Annotated in this window: 16 protein-coding genes; 2 read left to right on the forward strand and 14 right to left on the reverse strand. The window is 54.5% G+C overall.

The window, feature by feature from the left end; genetic code table 11:
• Nucleotides 1–33 precede the first annotated feature (33 nt).
• From Q334_RS0106270 to Q334_RS0106310, 9 genes are all read right to left on the reverse strand, one after another.
• The gene (locus Q334_RS0106270) at nucleotides 34–351 is read right to left on the reverse strand and encodes an SCP2 sterol-binding domain-containing protein (RefSeq protein ID WP_027312461.1); all 318 of its coding nucleotides are present in this window, start codon (nucleotides 349–351) and stop codon (nucleotides 34–36) included.
• Nucleotides 352–502: 151 nt separating this feature from the next.
• Complete coding sequence (locus Q334_RS0106275; protein WP_027312462.1) at nucleotides 503–2,296, reverse strand: acyl-CoA dehydrogenase C-terminal domain-containing protein; 1,794 nt, start codon at nucleotides 2,294–2,296, stop codon at nucleotides 503–505.
• Nucleotides 2,297–2,514: 218 nt separating this feature from the next.
• Complete coding sequence (locus Q334_RS0106280; RefSeq protein ID WP_027312463.1) at nucleotides 2,515–3,384, reverse strand: universal stress protein; 870 nt, start codon at nucleotides 3,382–3,384, stop codon at nucleotides 2,515–2,517.
• Nucleotides 3,371–5,752, reverse strand: coding sequence for an efflux RND transporter permease subunit (locus tag Q334_RS18245; protein WP_051527566.1), 2,382 nt, complete (start codon nucleotides 5,750–5,752; stop codon nucleotides 3,371–3,373). Before Q334_RS18245 ends, Q334_RS0106280 begins: the two co-directional genes overlap by 14 nt.
• A 9-nt stretch (nucleotides 5,753–5,761) precedes the next feature.
• Entirely contained in the window at nucleotides 5,762–6,883 is a 1,122-nt protein-coding gene (locus Q334_RS0106290; RefSeq protein ID WP_051527567.1) for a WD40/YVTN/BNR-like repeat-containing protein, read from the reverse strand.
• Between the two features lie 178 nt (nucleotides 6,884–7,061).
• Nucleotides 7,062–8,249: an acetyl-CoA C-acyltransferase family protein gene (locus Q334_RS0106295; protein ID WP_027312465.1), complete on the reverse strand. Its 1,188-nt coding sequence runs from the start codon at nucleotides 8,247–8,249 to the stop codon at nucleotides 7,062–7,064.
• Between the two features lie 207 nt (nucleotides 8,250–8,456).
• Nucleotides 8,457–9,275 (reverse strand): MetQ/NlpA family ABC transporter substrate-binding protein, encoded by an 819-nt coding sequence (locus Q334_RS0106300; RefSeq protein ID WP_081414360.1) that lies wholly within the window; start codon nucleotides 9,273–9,275, stop codon nucleotides 8,457–8,459.
• Between the two features lie 18 nt (nucleotides 9,276–9,293).
• Nucleotides 9,294–9,953: a methionine ABC transporter permease gene (locus Q334_RS0106305; RefSeq protein ID WP_027312467.1), complete on the reverse strand. Its 660-nt coding sequence runs from the start codon at nucleotides 9,951–9,953 to the stop codon at nucleotides 9,294–9,296.
• Nucleotides 9,934–10,977, reverse strand: a complete 1,044-nt coding sequence (locus tag Q334_RS0106310) for a methionine ABC transporter ATP-binding protein (RefSeq protein WP_027312468.1) — start codon at nucleotides 10,975–10,977, stop codon at nucleotides 9,934–9,936. The genes Q334_RS0106305 and Q334_RS0106310 overlap by 20 nt, the downstream gene beginning before the upstream one ends.
• 566 nt (nucleotides 10,978–11,543) lie before the next feature.
• Between Q334_RS0106310 and Q334_RS19885 the strand changes: the two genes are divergently transcribed.
• Nucleotides 11,544–12,377, forward strand: coding sequence for a GIY-YIG nuclease family protein (locus Q334_RS19885; RefSeq protein ID WP_027312469.1), 834 nt, complete (start codon nucleotides 11,544–11,546; stop codon nucleotides 12,375–12,377).
• A gap of 72 nt (nucleotides 12,378–12,449) precedes the next feature.
• Nucleotides 12,450–12,968 (forward strand): flavodoxin, encoded by a 519-nt coding sequence (locus Q334_RS0106320; protein ID WP_027312470.1) that lies wholly within the window; start codon nucleotides 12,450–12,452, stop codon nucleotides 12,966–12,968.
• Here Q334_RS0106320 and Q334_RS0106325 read toward each other — a convergent pair.
• The 5 genes from Q334_RS0106325 to rpsL form a co-directional block, all read right to left on the reverse strand.
• A complete protein-coding gene (locus Q334_RS0106325) occupies nucleotides 12,950–14,173 on the reverse strand; it encodes an MFS transporter (RefSeq protein WP_027312471.1) in 1,224 nt (407 codons plus the stop codon). The genes Q334_RS0106320 and Q334_RS0106325 overlap by 19 nt on opposite strands.
• Before the next feature lie 251 nt (nucleotides 14,174–14,424).
• A complete protein-coding gene (tuf, locus tag Q334_RS0106335) occupies nucleotides 14,425–15,618 on the reverse strand; it encodes an elongation factor Tu (RefSeq protein ID WP_027312472.1) in 1,194 nt (397 codons plus the stop codon).
• A 29-nt stretch (nucleotides 15,619–15,647) separates the two neighbouring features.
• Nucleotides 15,648–17,738 carry an elongation factor G gene (fusA, locus tag Q334_RS0106340; protein WP_027312473.1) on the reverse strand — a complete coding sequence of 697 codons (2,091 nt, stop codon included), beginning with the start codon at nucleotides 17,736–17,738 and terminating at the stop codon, nucleotides 15,648–15,650.
• A gap of 18 nt (nucleotides 17,739–17,756) precedes the next feature.
• Entirely contained in the window at nucleotides 17,757–18,227 is a 471-nt protein-coding gene (gene rpsG / locus Q334_RS0106345; RefSeq protein ID WP_027312474.1) for a 30S ribosomal protein S7, read from the reverse strand.
• A gap of 117 nt (nucleotides 18,228–18,344) precedes the next feature.
• The gene (gene rpsL, locus Q334_RS0106350) at nucleotides 18,345–18,719 is read right to left on the reverse strand and encodes a 30S ribosomal protein S12 (protein ID WP_027312475.1); all 375 of its coding nucleotides are present in this window, start codon (nucleotides 18,717–18,719) and stop codon (nucleotides 18,345–18,347) included.
• Nucleotides 18,720–18,864: the final 145 nt, after the last annotated feature.

Below are 18,864 nucleotides of genomic sequence, written 5' to 3' on the forward strand. Positions count from 1 at the left end.
AGGCCACCGTGCCAGTGGCCTGCGCCAACCTGCTTAGGCCAGCGGGAACAAGGAGTTCAGTTTGGTGGCCAGCATGATGTTACCGTCAGCTTTGATACGGCCCATCATAAATGCCTGCATACCATCCACTTCACCACTCATCACGTCCTGCATGGTTTGTGAGTCCATCATCAGGGTCACGGTCGGATCATCGTGCTCACCGTCCACCACCGCGCAACTGCCATTACTGATCACCACATGGGTGGTACCCGCATCACTGAGTTCAAACTGGAACACTGCATCCATACCAGCGGCGGCAGAGGCATTAAAACGGGACTGCATGGAGGCAAACAGGGCTTTGATATCAGACATAGTGGAAACCTCATTCTGTATAGGAGTACTGGGCTCAAGTGCTGGCTCAAGCCGCTGTTGTTGTTTTGTAGCCTGGCGGGCAGCATAGGCGCGCTGTCGCGATGCCAGCAGGCGTTGGATCAACCAACGCCCTGCCCGGGTATTCATTACCTTAGAAAGCAAAGTGTTCTGCCTCCAGCGCCATCAGAGGCTCTGCACCGGCCTGCATACAGGCAACATGAGCACGAGTGCGGGGCAGCAGACGCTTAAAGTAGAAGTCACAGGTACGAAGTTTAGCCTGATAAAACTCGACGTCCTGACCTGTCGCCAGTTTTTCTTGGGCAGTTTTAGCCATCCGCAACCACAGGAAGGCCAGGGTGATGTAACCGGAGTACATCAGGTAATCGACAGATGCCGCCCCCACTTCATCGCGGTTCTTCATTGCACTCATGCCGATCTGCATAGTCAGCTCACCCCACTCTTTATTGAGGCTAGCCAGCTGGCTGACATAGGGCTTGAGTTGCTCGTTGGCTTCTTCGCTCTGGCAGAACTTGTGGATCATTTTGGTGAAGCGGCGCAGAGTTTCGCCCTGAGTCATCAACACCTTGCGACCCAACAGATCCAACGCCTGGATCTGGGTGGTGCCTTCATACAGCATGGAGATACGGCTATCACGGACGTTTTGCTCCATTCCCCATTCGGAGATAAAGCCATGGCCACCGTAAATCTGCACGCCGTGGTTAGCCGCTTCATAGCCCACTTCGGTCAGGAAGGCTTTGGCAATCGGCGTTAACAGCGCCAGCAGCTCATCCGCTTCTTTACGCTCGTCACCGTCCAACAGTTTGACCCGGTCAACCAGGGTGGCGCAGTAATAAATCAGCGCACGCGCACCTTCGGCAAAGGCTTTCTGGGTCAGCAGCATCTTGCGCACTTCGGGGTGAACAATAATAGGATCTGCAGCCTTTTCAGGTGCCGCCGGGCCGTTCAGGGCACGCATCTGCAAACGCTCTTTGGCATAAGTCAGAGAATTCTGGAAGGCCCACTCCGCATGAGCCAGACCCTGCAAGGCAGTCCCCAGGCGAGCGGTGTTCATAAAGGTGAACATGCAGTTCAGACCTTTGTTAGGCGGGCCAATCAAGAAACCGGTAGCACCATCAAAGTTCATCACGCAGGTCGAGTTACCGTGGATACCCATTTTATGTTCGATGGAGCCACAGCTCACTGCATTGCGCTCGCCAATGCCACCTTCGGCGGTCGGCATAAACTTAGGCACGATAAACAGGGAGATACCCTTGGTGCCGGCAGGGGCATCGGGCAAACGCGCCAATACGATATGGACGATGTTCTCCGCCATGTCATGCTCACCGGCGGAAATAAAGATCTTGGTGCCGCTGACTTTGTAGCTGCCATCGGCCTGAGGTTCCGCTTTGGTGCGCAACAGCCCCAGGTCGGTACCGCAATGGGGCTCGGTCAAGCACATGGTGCCGGTCCACTCACCGGAAACCAGCTTGGTTAAATAGGTGTGTTTTTGCTCGTCAGTACCGTGCGCTTCCAGGGTATTCATGGCGCCGTGGGACAGGCCAGGGTACATACTCCAAGACCAGTTCGCGGTACCCGTCATCTCGTTGATAATCAGCCCCAGTGATTCAGGCAGACCCTGACCACCGTGTTCAGGAGCATGGGCCAGGGAAGGCCAGCCACCTTCAACATACTGCTGGTAAGCCTCTTTAAAACCAGTAGGCGTGGTCACCACACCGTTATCAAACTTACAGCCTTCACGATCACCGATCTGATTCAGCGGCGCCAATACCCGCTCAGAAAATTTCGCCCCTTCTTCCATGATGGCCTGCACCATGTCAGCACTGGCTTCTTCACAACCAGGCAGCGATTGATAGTGCTTGTCAATTTCCAGCACTTCGAACAGGGTGAACTGCATATCGCGCAGCGGAGCTTTGTAAGCGGGCATAGTCTAGCTACCTCGATGATTCTTGTTGTCGTGACCGTTCACACTAAGTTCAGGGACGGCGTTCAAGCATGCGGGAAGCATCCCCTAAAGCCCACTTGCGCCTCAATAACAAAACGCACCAGAATAACTGACAAAAGAGATCATGGCGTGACAAAGACAGGCGTCAGACGTGCAAAACAAAAGGGCAGCCTAAGCTGCCCGTGACTTCACCCAAGCTATTAACCTGGGGGATGCAGCAGGGTACAGATTGCCAGGCCACTGTCCGGCTGCAGCACCATGACATCGGCATTAAGGGAGTCCAGAATACGTTCAGCGGTGTTACCCAGCAGAGCACCGATAAACTGAGCCCGCCCCACCGTGCCCAATACCACCAGGTTTGCCGCTTGCTCCGCTGCCACCTGGGGAATCCAATGCTCCGCTGGCCCTTCACCAATATGGAAGGCGCTGGGCTGCGGACGAGCCTGGGCCGTTAACTGCTCACAGGCCTGCTGCCAACGTGCCGCCAGCAGTTCCTCCGCTTGGTCTTCCGGCTCACCAGCCTGCATCGGTGGCGGATAGGCCGAAACAATATGTAACTGCCCCTCTATCGCCTGGGTGACAAAAGTCGCCAGGGCCAACACCCCCTGGTTCAACTGGGCATGACGCTGATCCCGTGGTTGCGCTTCAATCGCCGCCAATACCTTGCCCCCCTGCCAAACCCCATCACGCTTTACCAGCAGCACCGGGCAGGGGCATTGACGCAGCAGCTGCCAATCCGCCGGGGAACGCCAGGGCAAGTGGGTATGGCGTGACTCACACTCTTTCACCAGCAAGCCAGCCTGTTCCTGAGCCTGAACACGTAGAACTGCCTCAGCCAGATCCGGCTCATTGAGCAGCTCTAAACTCAGCTGCACACCCTGTTCCTGCCATTGCTGCATCAGCACTTGTAGTGACTGTGGCTGATAGTTCTCTTCATCTGCTTCAGGCTGCCAGCTCAAAACTTTAACCTGACAACCCAGGCGTTGGGCAATAAGGCAGGCTCGATTGAGGGCGGTCAGATGTTCATCATGACGCTCTAACACCACCAACAGGGTTCTATTGAACTGCATGGGCCACCTCCTTAGGGGTGTTCAGCGAATGAGCAACAGGACGCTTTAACAAGCAGACCAAGGCCGGCAATAACAGCAAGGCACCGAGCATGTTCCAGAGGAACATAAAGGTCAGCAGAATCCCCATATCCGCCTGGAATTTGATCGGCGAAAACACCCAGATACCCACCCCAATCGCCAGGGTCAGGCCGGTAAAGGCCACTGATTTACCCGTAGTTTTCAGGGTTTCCAGATACGCACTGCCCAGGTCCATCCCCCGCACCAGGTAGGTATTGAGCTTGGAATAGATGTAGATACCGTAATCCACCCCAATCCCCACCCCCAACGCAATCACCGGCAGGGTGGCGACCTTCACGCCGATCCCAAGATGCGCCATCAATGCCTGACAAAGCACCGAGGTCAACGCCAGGGGCAGCAGAATACAGATCACCGTAGCCAGGGAGCGGAAGGTGAGTAAGCACAGCAACCCCACCACACCATACACCCAGGCCAGCATTTCATACTGCGCTGTACCTATGACCTCGTTGGTGGCAGCCTCAATCCCGGCATTCCCCGCCGCCAGCACAAAGCGCAGTTGCTCACTGTTGTTCTGTGCAGCGTAGTCTTCAATCGCCTTGACCAGGCCAGACAGGGTTTCCGCCTTATGGTCATCAAGGAAGATAATCACCGGCACCAGGGAACAGGAGGTATCCATCAAGCCAGGCGGCACGAAGCTGAGAGAGGCGTTAATCATGAACTGATTACGCGCCAGAGTACGCCACTTCAGGCTGCCCTCATTCATACCGGAGATGGTCAAACGTGCCACATCCGCCAGCGACAGACTGGACTGTACCCCCGGCAGGCCCTGCACAAATCCCTGGAAGCGGTCCACCATCACCAGGTTATCGTAGCGGGCACATTGTTCCGCTTGGGTTTCCGCCATGACCACAAACACATCCGAGCTGGAGGAGTAATGCTCATTGATGAAGGCGTTATCCAGGTTGTAACGGGAGTCTTTACGTAGTTCCGGCGCTCCTTTATCCAGATCACCGATCTTCAGGTTCTGCCCGGCATACACACCATAGCCGCCCGCCAGCACCGCTAACAGCAGGGTGACAGTGGCGCCCTTACGCTGGGTAAACCACACCAATGGACGCCAGAACGCTTCTTCTTTAGGAGCTCGACGACGCAGGTAGGCCAGTGCCCCCTGCCCTACACCGGCATAGGACATTAACACCGGCAACAGCAACAGGTTGGTCAGGATAATCACCGCTACCCCAACACTGGCCGCTACTGCCAGCTCTTGAATGACTTCGATCTCAATCACCATCAGGGTAACGAACCCCAGACCATCACTGATCAAGGCCACCATGCCAGGAATAAACAGCACCCGGAATGCACGCCGGGCAGCGGTGAGCCTATCGGCGCCATGCAAGCTTTCCTGCACGATGGTATTAACGGTTTGCACGCCATGGCTCACACCAATGGCAAAGACCAGAAAGGGCACCAGCATCGAATAGGGGTCCAGGCCAAAGCCCAGAGTGCGCAGGGTTCCTAATTGCCATACCACCGCCACCAGCGCCGTCACCACCGTGACCAGGGTGGCGCGAATGCTACGGGAGTAGAGGTACAACAGCGCCAGGGTAATCAGGATGGCCACCAGGAAGAATAAAGCGACCTGTACCGCCCCATCGATCAAATCCCCCACCACCTTGGCAAAGCCGGTGATGTGAATCTGCACGTTGTCACTCTGGTACTTATCCCGCACCAGGGTTTCCAGGGCATGGGAGAAGGCACGAAAATCCAGCTTTTCGCCGGTATCCGGATTAATGTCGAGCAAAGGCACATAAATGATGGCGGACTTAAAGTCATCGGCGACCAGGTTACCGACCTGCCCTGAGCGCAGCACGTTTTGCCGCAATTGCTCAAGGCTGGCCGCCGAACCGTCATAGTCCGCCGGTATTACCGGCCCTCCGGCAAAACCCTCTTCGGTGACCTCCTGCCAACGGACGTTAGGGGTCCAGATCGACTTCATCCCGGCACGATTGACGCCAGGGATAAAGAACAATTCATCCGAGATAGTACGCAGGGTTTCCTGATACTCCGCCGAGAAGATATCCCCCTCTTTCACCGAGACCGCCACCCGTAACGCATTACCCAGGCCACTTAAGGACTCGCGATGTTTGAGGAAGTTAACAATGTAAGGATGATTGGTAGGAATCATCTTCAAAAAGCTGGCATCTGGACGAATCTGACTGGCCTGCATACCCAACCACAGGGTCAGGGCAACAAAGATCAGTAGAATCAAGCCACGCTGGAAAAACAGCACTCGCTCAACCAGGGATTCCAGCGCAGAGATGGGTTTGAGCAGGGTTTGGAACAGTTTCATCGGCTCACCTTAAGGCTGGGTACGGGGGCGGCGGCTTAAGCCACCTTCACCGGCAAGAATCCAATAACCAGGCACAGCAGTCACCGCACTGCGACTCTGACGGTCGTCCAGCACCTGCTCTTGCCACTGCTGCTGGCTCTGCTCAACAAAGAGTCCAGAGTTACCCACCAGTAGCAATTGTCCGTCGACATAATGGCCACCTGCCAGGGTCAGGGCATTGTCTAATTCCAACGCCTGCCAGCTGTCACCCTGGTCGTCGCTGCTAAAAGCATTGCCCCTTAAACCCAGCAGGTATACTTGCTGCTCCGCCGCCACCAGACCGAAGTAAGAACCTTCATAGGGGGGTTCAAGCCGTAGCCAGCTCTGCCCGCCATCCTCGGAGCGCAGCAGTAAGCCAGCCTCCCCCGCCAGGATCAGCGTGTTTTCATCCAAAGCGGCAATGGCGTTGTAGTGATTGCGATCGGGGTTATCCAGATAACGCTGCCAAGGCTGCCAGCTTTGTCCGCCGTCCTCGGTACGCAAAATCAGCCCATAGGCTCCTACCACAAATCCCTGCTGCTGATTGGCAAACCACAGGTCAAGCAGAGGAATACCGGGACCTTCTTCCTGCGCCAGTTCGGCATCATCCAGGGCCATTTGCAGCTCTTCCAGTTGATACTGGGCTTCTTCCAGCTCCGCCTCCCGGCTGGGGTCCTGCTCAACCAGTGACTCCAACTGGACCAACTGCTGCTCGGCTGTCGCTAAGCGCTGCTGCACATCGGCTAACTGCAGTTCATTGATGCGATTGCCATCCAACTGTTTTTGCCAGCTTTGCCCGCCATCGCGGCTCACCAGTACCACACCACCATGTCCTACTGCCCAACCCTGCTGGTCATCGACAAAAAACAGCGCGGTCAGCATCACGCTGACGGGCACCGCCGCCTGCTGCCAACTCTGCCCCTGATCATCGGAATACAGTGCAATGCCACGCTCCCCTACTGCTACCAAACGCTCTCCGGCACGGCTGACATCTAAGATAATTGCCTGCTCAGCACGATCACGCTGCACCGCCGGCAATTGCAAGGGATCAGCCGCCTGCGCCTGCCCCATCAGGGTCGTCAGCATTAGCAGCCATAGGGATAGGTATTTCATGATTAATCTGCTTCCCTCATTTTGTTGTTATCGGGGGATCGGTTATCGGAGTTGAAAGAGTGGTGGCCAGGATGGTCTGGCCCATCCTCACCGCACTACTGCGGCAGCTATGTTCAGCCACATCGCCGCACCAGCCTCAGGAGGGGCAAGCCCCTCCCTCGCTTCACTCAGACAGTGGTTACTGACGCTCAAACAGGGCAGCAATACCCTGACCACCACCGATACATAGGCTTACGACCGCATAGCGCCCCTGTACCCGCTGTAATTCATAAAGGGCTTTAACCGTGATCAGCGCCCCCGTGGCACCAATGGGGTGCCCCAGGGAAATGCCACTGCCGTTGGGGTTCAGCTTAGCGGCAGGAATGTCCAGATCGCGGGCGACCGCCAGCGCTTGAGCTGCAAAGGCTTCATTCACTTCCCATACATCAATATCTGCCACACTCAGACCCGTTTGATCGAGCAGCTGACGCACTGCAGGTACGGGGCCAATGCCCATGTACTTGGGCTCTACTGCTGCGATGCTGTAGGCTTTCATGCTGGCTAAAGGCGTCAAACCTTTAGCCTGTGCCTCAGCGGCAGACATCAACACCAGGGCGGCCGCCGCATCATTCAGGCCAGAGGCATTACCGGCGGTGACCGAACCCTCACGTTTAAATACCGGCTTTAATTTGGCCATATCCGCTGGAGTGGCGTTAAGACGAACATGCTCATCCACCTCAAACAGCTGCTCACCTTTACGGGTTTTCAGGCTGATGGGCAGAATCTGCTCTTTAAAATAGCCTTGCTCCAGGGCGCGTTGGGCACGTTGATGGCTCTCAGCGGCGAGAGCATCCTGATCCTCCCGGCTGATTCCCCACTTTTCAGCAATATTCTCGGCGGTAATGCCCATGTGCACCGACTCCATCGGGCAGGTTAACGCTCCCACCATAGAGTCAATCATCTGGGCATCGCCCATGCGCTGGCCCCAACGGGCGGCAGGCAGCCAATAGTTGGTGCGGCTCATCGACTCCGCGCCCCCGGCAACGGCTACCTGGCAGTGCCCCAACTCAATCTGTTGTGCCGCAGTGACAATTGCCTGCAAACCACTGCCGCAAAGGCGGTTAACGTTGAGTGCTGGCGTGGTCTCGGGCAAACCGGCCTTAAGTGCCGCCACCCGTGACAGGTAAAGATCTTTCGGCTCAGTCGGTACCACCGTCCCCATCACACAGTGCCCCACCTCATCTGCATTCACCTGGGCACGACGTACGGCCTCTGCTACCACCTGAGCCGCCAGCTCGGTCGGCGGCAGGTCTTTGAGGGAACCACCAAAGGTGCCAACGGCGGTGCGAACTGCGGATACCACTACCACTTCATTTTGTTTGCTCATTGCTTGCCTCGCAGATGGTTAGGCTAGGGCCAATTAAGCGCTAGGATCACAAAAAGACAGTCGAATGCTCAATAACATTAGCACGCAGTTTAGCTGACAAAAAAAGTCAGCCCCGCTAAAAACAATAACCCCGCCGGTTTGGCGGGGTTATCAGCATTGCCCAATTGGCTTAGCCAGGAGGCGATTCTACCCTGGGGCGCTGCACTTTTATTTCCAGCCTGCCACGGCCCCACCCTTAAACAATTCAGCCGCTTTAGCTTCCACTGCTGCTGATTGGTAAGCCTCAACCAACTGACCCAAACGAGGATCCTGCTGGTTATCATCCCGTGCGGCAAAGATATTCACGTAGGGTGACTCTTTACCTTCCACCAACAGCGCATCCTGGCTGGGGTTGAGGCCCGCAGGTACAGCATAGTTAGTATTAATAAAGGCTAGATCCACATCATCCAGGGAGCGCGGCAACTGGGCTGCATCCAGCTCGATAAAGTCGAGCTTGAGGGGATTGTCGATAATATCCAGTGGCGTTGCTTCCAGATTGCTAGGGTCGGCTAACTTAATCAGACCACGGTTGTGTAACAGGATCAGGGTACGACCTTCGTTACTGGGGTCATTAGGAATCGCGATCCGTGCCCCTTCCGCCAGCTCCTTGATATCTTTCAATTTCTTCGAGTAAGCACCAATTGGGTAAACAAAGGTGTTGCCAATCGCCACCAGCTTAAAACCACGATCTCTTACCATCACATCCAGATAGGGGCGATGCTGGAAGGCATTCACATCGATAGAGCCATCGGCCAATGCCACGTTAGGGGAGACATAATCGGTAAACTCGATCAGTTCTACCTGTAAACCAAAGCGGCTATTAGCCTGCTCAATCGCTACCTGCATCACCTCTGCTTCGGGCCCGGCCATCACGCCAAGTTTCAGCGCATCAGCCTGGGCCTGGGACCATCCCAGGCTCAACGCAGCGGCCAGCGCACTGACTTGGGCCAGAAAACGGCGACGTGAACTCTTGATCTTAATCGACATTGCAATCACTCCTATTGCTTAAACACGGGTATGGTCGTAGCGGCGCACCAAGGCGTCCCCTGCCGACTGAATTAACTGCACCAACACAATCAGGCTCACCACCGTGGCCAGCATCATGAAGGAATCAAAGCGCTGGTAACCGTAGCGAATACCCAAATCCCCCAGGCCACCCCCACCAATCGCCCCCGCCATGGCGGAATAGCCCACCAGGGTGACCAACATCAGGGTTAAACCATGGATCAAACCGGGCCGTGCCTCGGCCAGCAGCACCTTGACGATAATCTGTAAGGGGGTGGCCCCCATCGCCTGGGCTGCCTCTACCAGTCCTGGAGACACCTCGTTGAGTGCCCCTTCGGCGATCCGTGCCACAAAAGGAATCGCTCCCAGAGTCAGGGGCACAATCGCCGCTGTCGTACCAATAGAGGTACCCACCAACAAACGGGTCAACGGGATAATCGCCACCAATAAAATAATGAAAGGCACCGAGCGCGTAGCATTAATCAAGCTACCCAGAGCAAAATGTAGGGTCTGATTGCCCCAGAAACGCCCAGGTTTGGTGACATACAACAATACCCCTAAGGGAATGCCAATAAGGGTGCTCAAGCTGCCCGATAAGGCCACCATATAGAGCGTCTCCCCCAAGGCCTGCAGCAATAACTCAAGCTTGGCGCTGTACATAACCCACTACCTCCAGTTGAATCTGTTGCTCGGCCAGCCAGGCCAATGCCGCCTGCTGTGCAGCCTCATCCCCCTGCAACTGCGCCAACATGAAGCCCAGGGGTTGGTTCTGTACCAATTCAATCTGGGCAGTCAGGACGTTCATATCCACCGCAAAGCGCTTACCTACCTGAGATAACAGCGGCGACTCCACCTGAGCACCGGCATAGGTCAGACGCACTAGCGGATCCAAACCAGGTCCCCCGTGCTGTTGTAAGCGCTGCTGCAGATCGGTCGGTAAGGGGCGTTCCAGGGCATTGCGCACAAAGCGTTTGCCAATCTCGGTTTGCGGGCGTGCAAAAAAGTCCTGCACGGCGGCCTCCTCAACTAAACGGCCATGCTCCAGCAGTGCTACTCGGTCGCAGAGAGTCTTAATCACATCCATCTCATGGGTGATCAGCAAAATAGTGATGCCCATTTGCTGATTGATTTCTTTTAACAAGCGCAGAATGGACTGGGTGGTTTCCGGATCCAGGGCGGAAGTCGCCTCATCACAGAGCAGGACCTGCGGACGACTTGCCAGTGCACGGGCAATGGCCACCCGTTGTTTCTGTCCACCGGAAAGCTGCGCAGGGTAATAATCTGCCCGAGCTTGCAAGCCGGTCAGCTCCAGCAATGGCAACACGCGTTGGCGAATCTCATCGCTGGGTAAACCCGCCAGCTCTAGTGGCAAGGCAATATTGGCGTACACCGTGCGGGTCGCCAGTAGGTTAAAGTGCTGGAAAATCATGCCCATATTGGCACGCGCACGGCGCAAACCCTGCGCAGAGAGACGGAGCAGATTTTCTCCCCCTACCCACACCTCCCCTTCACTGGGACGTTCGAGCAGGTTCACACAGCGAATCAGCGTGGATTTACCCGCCCCACTGGCACCTATCACCCCATAGATACAGCCGGCCGGCACCTGGAGGTTGATACTATCCAACGCCAACAGTGGCTGCCCTTGGCTATAAAAGGTTTTACTAAGATTACGTAAATGAATCATCGTCCTTCCTAAAAGCGTCAAGACGATGCCGCGTGTGCGCAGAGCGAAAAAAAACCACTCTGCGCTAACAGAGTGGTTTTACAGAAAATGTCTGAACCTGAAAAACCCTTCTTTTAGCGGCATTTTTTGACGCGCCCGCAAGCTGAAGATCAAATCAGCGCGTTAACTACAGAGGCTGCTCATTCTATAGCCAGCCCCTTTCATGTCAAGAATTCACAACAACACGGCGAGAATTCTTATCAATATCCTTAAAGCCTGTGGTTATAAGACCATCTTTGCTAACCCAACGACAAAAAAACAGGCGGCCTGTCGATTCGAATCAAGCCGCCTAACACCAAGATGGGTTGAGGTTGAGAGCCAGTGCCACAGAGCTTCTGTGACGTTGCTAATATGCCATAGCCCCCACCCCTCAGGGGTTTCCCTGGGCTGCAGAGGGTTTCACAGTGTTTCCCTGCTGAACGCCAAGCGCAACAAATGTCAATGCTTTCATGCCTTGCCCAGCTCTGTATAATGCGCGCCTGTTTTGACTTCAATTTCACCGCATTAGATCCCGACAGGTTGTCCGCGTGATCATCTTCAAGATAGTAAACCGTATTACAGAGCAGACTTATCTCGGCTCTGCGAAAAGTGATGTCTTCGCCCGCTGGCAAGAGTATGTCAAAGCGGCCGAGGCTGGCCTGGATTTCCCCCTGTATGACGATATTCGTCAACATGGTGAACAGGCCTTCGAGGTGCTGGAAATCGACTTCGCCGAAAGCCGTGAAGAACTCCAAGAGCTGGAGCTTTATTACATGGTGGAACTGCGAGCTCGGTCCCTGAAAGGTTATAAGTTTGCCCCCAGCAAACTCATTCCTGCTGCGATGCTGGGCATCAGTCAGGAAGAGTGGGAGGCAGCTAACCAGAGCGCTAAAGCCGTGGTTGAAGAACCAGTGGAAGAAGCACCTGCCGAGCCAGCCAAAGACCTGCGCAACTCCAACTTGGCGGCCACTATTGCCGCCCTGCGGACGCAGCAAAATGCGCCACGCCGGCGTAGCAAAGCGGCTGCCGATACCAGCAGCCCCAGTTTGGGCCGGGCCAAGCAGGACGCCAAGATTGAACAGGTCAGCTTAGATGCCGGCCTTGACTCAAGCTTGTTAGCCAGCCTGCAAAGCGCGCCAGCCAACACTAAAACAAGCAGCAACAGCGAAGCCGTATTGCCGACTGGGCGGGCACGTTCTTCCACCAAGGAAAAGCGTATCCGTGAAGCCCTGGCTAAAGAGCGTGAAGCGCGTGAAGCGGCTAAACTGGCTCAAATTGAGGCAGAGCGTGATGAAATGGCCACCATTCTGGCCAACATCAATGCCCGTGAGAAAAACTCCCGCGCCACTCTGCGCGCACGCCGTCAACGTAACGGCTATTAATCTCCTGGCGCAGGGATGCGCCTACTCCAACCCTTGTTAAAATAAACCGGCGCACACCACCTCGAGACCAACATGAGTCATCCTCGTATTGCGCTGTTTTATGGCAGCACCACAGGGAATACCGATGATGTCGCTCAGCTGATTCAGACACAGCTAAGCGACTGGCATCCTCATCTCTACGACCTGAAAAACAGCTCATTACTCAGCTGCCAGGATTATAGCCACCTGATTCTTGGCATTCCGACTTGGGACTACGGCGGCCTGCAGGAAGACTGGGAAGAGCAATGGGCGCTCATTCCTGCCATTGACTGGCGCACCAAGCAGGTGGCCCTGTTTGGTGTAGGCGATCAGGTGGGATATGACGAGTGGTTTGTTGATGCCATGGGCCTACTCCATACTGAGCTGCTGCAACAGGGTGCTCGGATACAGGGTTACTGGCCCAATCAAGACTATGAGTTTAGTGCCTCTAAGGCTTTACTCAGCGATGGCCGCTTTTGCGGCCTCGCCATTGATGAAGACTGCCAACACGAGCTAACTACACTGCGAGTCGAAGCATGGTGCCAGTTACTCCGTCAGCAATGGGCACTCTGAGGCTTCGCCCGACTCAACACAAACCAGGCCAGGCTCACAGCAAGTAGAGTGATCCCTAAACCAAAAGCCAGATAAAATGCCTCAACCGGATAGTGTCCGGCGCTATCAGGCTGCCAGAGATTTAATACCAACCCCATCCACCACTGCGTTAGAAAAGCCGCAATAAACAACAGCAAATTTAAATTAGTGTTCACTCGCCCCGCCAAATGCTTCGGAAAGGCTTGGGACAAACTGGCATACATGAGCCCCCCGGAAGTACCAAAGAATCCCAGCAGGCTCCATAGCAACCAAGCGGGCAAAGCAACCTCCACCACAATCAATATCAGGGTCGTCACAAAAATCGCCATACCAGCAATACTCACTTGCTCAGTACGCACCCCCAAGCGCTGTAGACGTACAGCTAGCCAGCCAAGACCAATAAAGCCTGCCACCATTGCTGCAGCGGTCAGCATCAATAAATCGGCGGCCTGTTCACGGCTATAACCTGTGACATCCCTCAACCACTGCCCCGCCCACAGACTCTGCAAAGACACAAATAACGACTGCGCCACAACGCTCGCAGGAGCCAAACGCCAGAAAAAGGGATTAGTCAGAATCTGCATACTGCCTTGCCACTGCTGGCGCCAGCTTTGTCCACTTGCTTGAGGTCGATGTGCAGGTACCAACAACCAAACTAAGACAATGGCTAGCAGGGTCATCCCCGTTAAAAGTAAAAACAGCTGACGCCAATCCCAGCTCTGCAGCAGCCACTCCACTGGCGCTGTCGCCACTAGCGCCCCCATTCCACCGCTCGCCAATTGCAAACCATTAATCAGAGGTAAACGCTCAGCATCCAACCAGTGAACATAAGCGCGAAAAGCTGACATTAAACAGGCAGCCACACCCAGGCCGATCAATGCCCTCCCCAACCATAACTGCCAGGGCGCTGTAGCCATCGCAAAAGTTGTTGCCCCTGCCGCCGCTATAAATAGCAATAGGCAGCTGATATGGCGCACGTCATAGCGATCCAACAGCACCCCTAACGGAATCTGGGCAATGGCAAAAGTTAAAAAGTAGGCACTACTTATCCACCCCAGCTGGGCTGCATCAAGCTGTAGATCCGCTACCAGATCTGGCGCGATCACGACATTGACGATACGGAACAGATAAGAGAGAAAGTAACCAAACGCGAAGGGTAGAAATACCCGCAGAGCAAATGATGTCACGACAGCCTCACCAACATCCTTATAGGGAGTCGGCATTATAGCCCTGAGCTAGCGCAGGAATGTTATGAAAAATCTCTATTGGCTTGCCTACACCCTCGGACTAATTCGCTACCAAGGCTGGCCGGCTGCCAAAGCCATTGCCCATGTCCGTAAGCTCCGCCAGTACGAGCGTCAGCGTCGGCAAAACCAGCTAATTAGCAGACAAACAAAAAGGGCCCCGTAGGGCCCTTTTTTTATAGCGGGATCTTCGATTAAGCGAAGATCTTAGCTACAACGCCAGCACCTACGGTACGGCCGCCTTCACGGATAGCGAAGCGCAGACCTTCGCTCATAGCGATAGGAGCGATCAGAGTTACGTTCAGGCGTACGTTGTCGCCAGGCATAACCATCTCAACGCCTTCAGGCAGTTCGCAAGAACCAGTCACGTCAGTAGTACGGAAGTAGAACTGAGGACGGTAGCCCTTGAAGAAAGGAGTATGACGACCACCTTCTTCTTTGCTCAGTACGTATACTTCGGACTCGAACTTGGTGTGAGGCTTGATAGTACCGGGCTTAGCCAGAACCTGACCACGCTCAACGTCTTCACGCTTAACACCACGCAGCAGGGCGCCAACGTTCTCACCAGCGCGGCCTTCGTCCAGCAGCTTACGGAACATTTCAACACCGGTAACAGTGGTCTTGGTGGTATCTTTGATACCAACGATTTCCACTTCTTCACCAACCTTAACGATACCGCGCTCTACACGACCGGTTACTACAGTACCACGGCCAGAGATAGAGAATACGTCTTCGATAGGCATCAGGAAGGGCTGGTCGATAGCACGCTCAGGCTCAGGAATATAGGAATCCAGAGTCTCAACCAGCTTACGAACAGCAGATACGCCCATCTCGTTGTCGTCTTGGCCGTTCAGAGCCATCAGAGCGGAACCAACTACGATAGGAGTGTCGTCACCGGGGAAGTCGTACTGGCTCAGCAGCTCACGCACTTCCATTTCAACCAGTTCCAGCAGCTCAGCATCGTCAACCATGTCGGCTTTGTTCAGGAACACAACGATGTAAGGAACACCTACCTGGCGAGACAGCAGGATGTGCTCACGAGTCTGAGGCATGGGGCCGTCAGCAGCGGAGCAAACCAGGATAGCGCCGTCCATCTGGGCAGCACCGGTGATCATGTTCTTAACGTAGTCAGCGTGTCCAGGGCAGTCAACGTGTGCATAGTGACGCACAGCAGACTGATACTCTACGTGAGCAGTAGAGATGGTGATACCACGAGCACGTTCTTCAGGAGCAGCATCGATCTGATCGAATGCCTTAGCAGAACCACCCCAGGTTTCCGCGCAAACACGGGTCAGCGCAGCGGTCAGCGTGGTTTTACCATGGTCAACGTGGCCGATGGTACCTACGTTAACGTGCGGTTTACTACGTTCAAATTTTTCTTTAGCCATTCTTACACCTACTTGCGTAACGAGGTCTATTAAGACTGTTTCATCACTGCATCAGCAATGTTCTGGGGTGCTTCAGCGTAGCGCGCAAACTCCATGGAGTAAGTCGCACGACCCTGAGTCGCGGAGCGGAGGTCGGTAGCGTAACCGAACATTTCGCCCAATGGTACTTCAGCGCGGATGACTTTGCCAGAAACGGTGTCGTCCATACCCTGAATGATACCGCGGCGACGGTTCAAGTCGCCCATTACGTCACCCATGTAATCTTCAGGGGTAACGACTTCAACCTGCATCATTGGCTCCAGCAGACAGGGGTTAGCCTGCTTGGCGTACTCTTTCAACGCCTGGGAAGCGGCAATTTTAAATGCCATTTCACTGGAGTCAACTTCGTGGTAGGAACCGTCAAACAGACGCGCTTTCAGGCCGATCAGCGGGTAGCCCGCCAGAACGCCGTTCTTCATCTGCTCAGCGATACCTTTCTGAATTGCAGGGATGTATTCCTTGGGAATCGCACCACCTACAACTTCGTTCACGAATTCCAGTCCTTCTTCTTCAGAAGGCATGAACTCAATGACTACGTGACCATACTGACCACGACCACCAGACTGGCGAGCAAACTTGTGGTTTGCAGTCACAGCCTTGCGGATCTTTTCACGGTAAGCTACCTGAGGCTTACCAATGTTCGCTTCCACCTTGAACTCGCGACGCATACGGTCAACGATAATGTCCAGGTGCAGCTCGCCCATACCAGAGATAATGGTCTGGCCGGACTCTTCGTCGGTCTCAACACGGAAGGAAGGATCTTCCTGAGCCAGTTTGCCCAGTGCGATACCCATTTTCTCCTGGTCAGCTTTGGACTTAGGCTCCACAGCTACAGAGATTACAGGATCGGGGAACTCCATCCGCTCCAGCACGATGATGTTGTTAGGATCACAGAAGGTGTCACCAGTGGTCACATCTTTCACACCGATCAGTGCGGCGATGTCACCAGCTAGTACTTCTTTGATCTCTTCACGGCTGTTAGCGTGCATCTGTACCATACGGCCGATGCGCTCTTTCTTCATCTTAACGGAGTTGTAGATCTGGTCGCCGGAGTTCAGCTTACCAGAGTACACACGGACGAAGGTCAGAGTACCAACGAAAGGATCGGTCGCGATCTTGAATGCCAGTGCAGAGAAAGGTGCATTGTCATCCGCTTCACGCAGTGCTTTGGTCTCGCCATCTTCCAGCAGACCTTCCACAGGGGGAATGTCGATGGGTGAAGGCATGTACTCGATCACGCAATCCAACATCGCCTGTACGCCTTTGTTCTTAAAGGCAGAACCGCAGATGGTCAGAACGATTTCGTTCTTCAGAGTACGCTCACGCAGACCTTGCTTGATTTCTTCATCAGACAGATCGCCTTCTTCCAAGTACTTGTTCATGTACTCTTCGTTGGCTTCCGCTGCGGCTTCAACCATCTGCTCGCGCAGTTCGTTAGCCTTGTCTTGCAGCTCAGCGGGAATGTCTTCCAGATCATAGGTCATGCCCTGATCTGCTTCATTCCACATGATGGCCTTCATGCGAATCAGATCCACTACGCCTTTGAACTGATCTTCAGCGCCAATGGGGATCTGAATAGGTACAGGCATAGTACCCAGACGGGCCTTCATCTGTGCTACAACGTTGTAGAAGTTGGCACCTGCACGGTCCATCTTGTTAACAAACACCATGCGGGGTACGCGGTATTTGTTAGCTTGACGCCATACAGTTTCAGTCTGAGGCTGCACGCCAGAGGAGGCACACAGAACAACCACAGCACCGTCGAGAACACGCAGAGAACGCTCTACTTCGATAGTGAAGTCAACGTGTCCGGGGGTGTCGATGATGTTGACGCGGTGTTCGTCAAACTGCTGGTTCATACCCTTCCAGAAACAGGTAGTCGCAGCAGAAGTGATGGTAATACCACGCTCTTGCTCCTGCTCCATCCAGTCCATGGTAGCAGCGCCATCGTGTACTTCACCGATCTTGTGAGAAACACCAGTGTAGAACAGTACGCGCTCAGTGGTAGTCGTTTTACCCGCGTCAACGTGGGCACAGATACCGATATTACGGTACCGTTTGATAGGGGTCTTACGTGCCACGGCTTAGTCCTCTGCCAATTAGAAGCGATAGTGAGAGAAGGCTTTGTTGGCTTCCGCCATACGGTGCACGTCTTCACGCTTCTTAACAGCGGCACCTTTGCCATCGGAGGCATCCAGGATTTCGCCAGCAAGACGCATAGCCATGGATTTCTCGCTACGGCTACGGGAGGCGTCTACTAACCAACGCATGGCCAGAGCGGCACGACGGGCTGGACGCACTTCAACCGGAACCTGATAGGTAGCACCGCCAACACGACGTGACTTAACCTCTACGATGGGCTGGATGCTTTCCAAAGCTTTGGTAAAGACTTCCAGTGCATCGTTACCAGTACGCTGGGCAATACGATCCAACGCACCATAAACAATTCGTTCTGCAACAGATTTTTTACCACTGACCATTACGTGGTTAATAAACTTGGCCAGTGTCTGGCTACCAAACTTGGGATCTGGCAGCGCTTCACGCTTAGCGGCTACGCGTCTTCTTGGCATGATAAGTCCTTCTTCAGGTGGCTCAGGATACTCAACGGAGACCTGTCCTTACTCTTATCGCTAATTACACCCCACACCGAAGGGGTGGGAATATATCAGCGTCCTATTACAGTCCTATTAAGACTTGGGACGCTTGGTACCGTACTTGGAACGACCCTGCTTACGGTTGTTAACACCGGAAGTATCCAGAGCGCCACGTACAGTGTGGTAACGCACACCAGGCAAGTCTTTTACACGACCGCCACGGATCAGCACTACAGAGTGCTCCTGCAGGTTGTGGCCTTCACCACCGATGTAGGAGGTCACTTCAAACCCGTTAGTCAGACGAACACGGCATACTTTACGCAGTGCTGAGTTCGGCTTCTTAGGGGTAGTGGTGTACACACGGGTGCACACGCCACGGCGCTGAGGGCAGCCTTGCAACGCAGGAACGTCGCTCTTCTCTACCGAACGCTTACGCGGCTTACGCACCAATTGGTTGATAGTTGCCATTCAGCAAACTCCACTTTTGGCTAAAACACCTGGCCACAATTGGCTCAGGTACCCATAGAAAATGACAGGACAAAGCCTGCCATTGAGGGGGCGAAATTTTAAACACCCCCGACCCTTACGTCAAGACGGGGCAAGCCCCGTCTTG

Origin of the sequence: Balneatrix alpica DSM 16621, assembly GCF_000619885.1 — a bacterium.
Taxonomy (GTDB): Bacteria; Pseudomonadota; Gammaproteobacteria; order Pseudomonadales; family Balneatricaceae; genus Balneatrix; species Balneatrix alpica.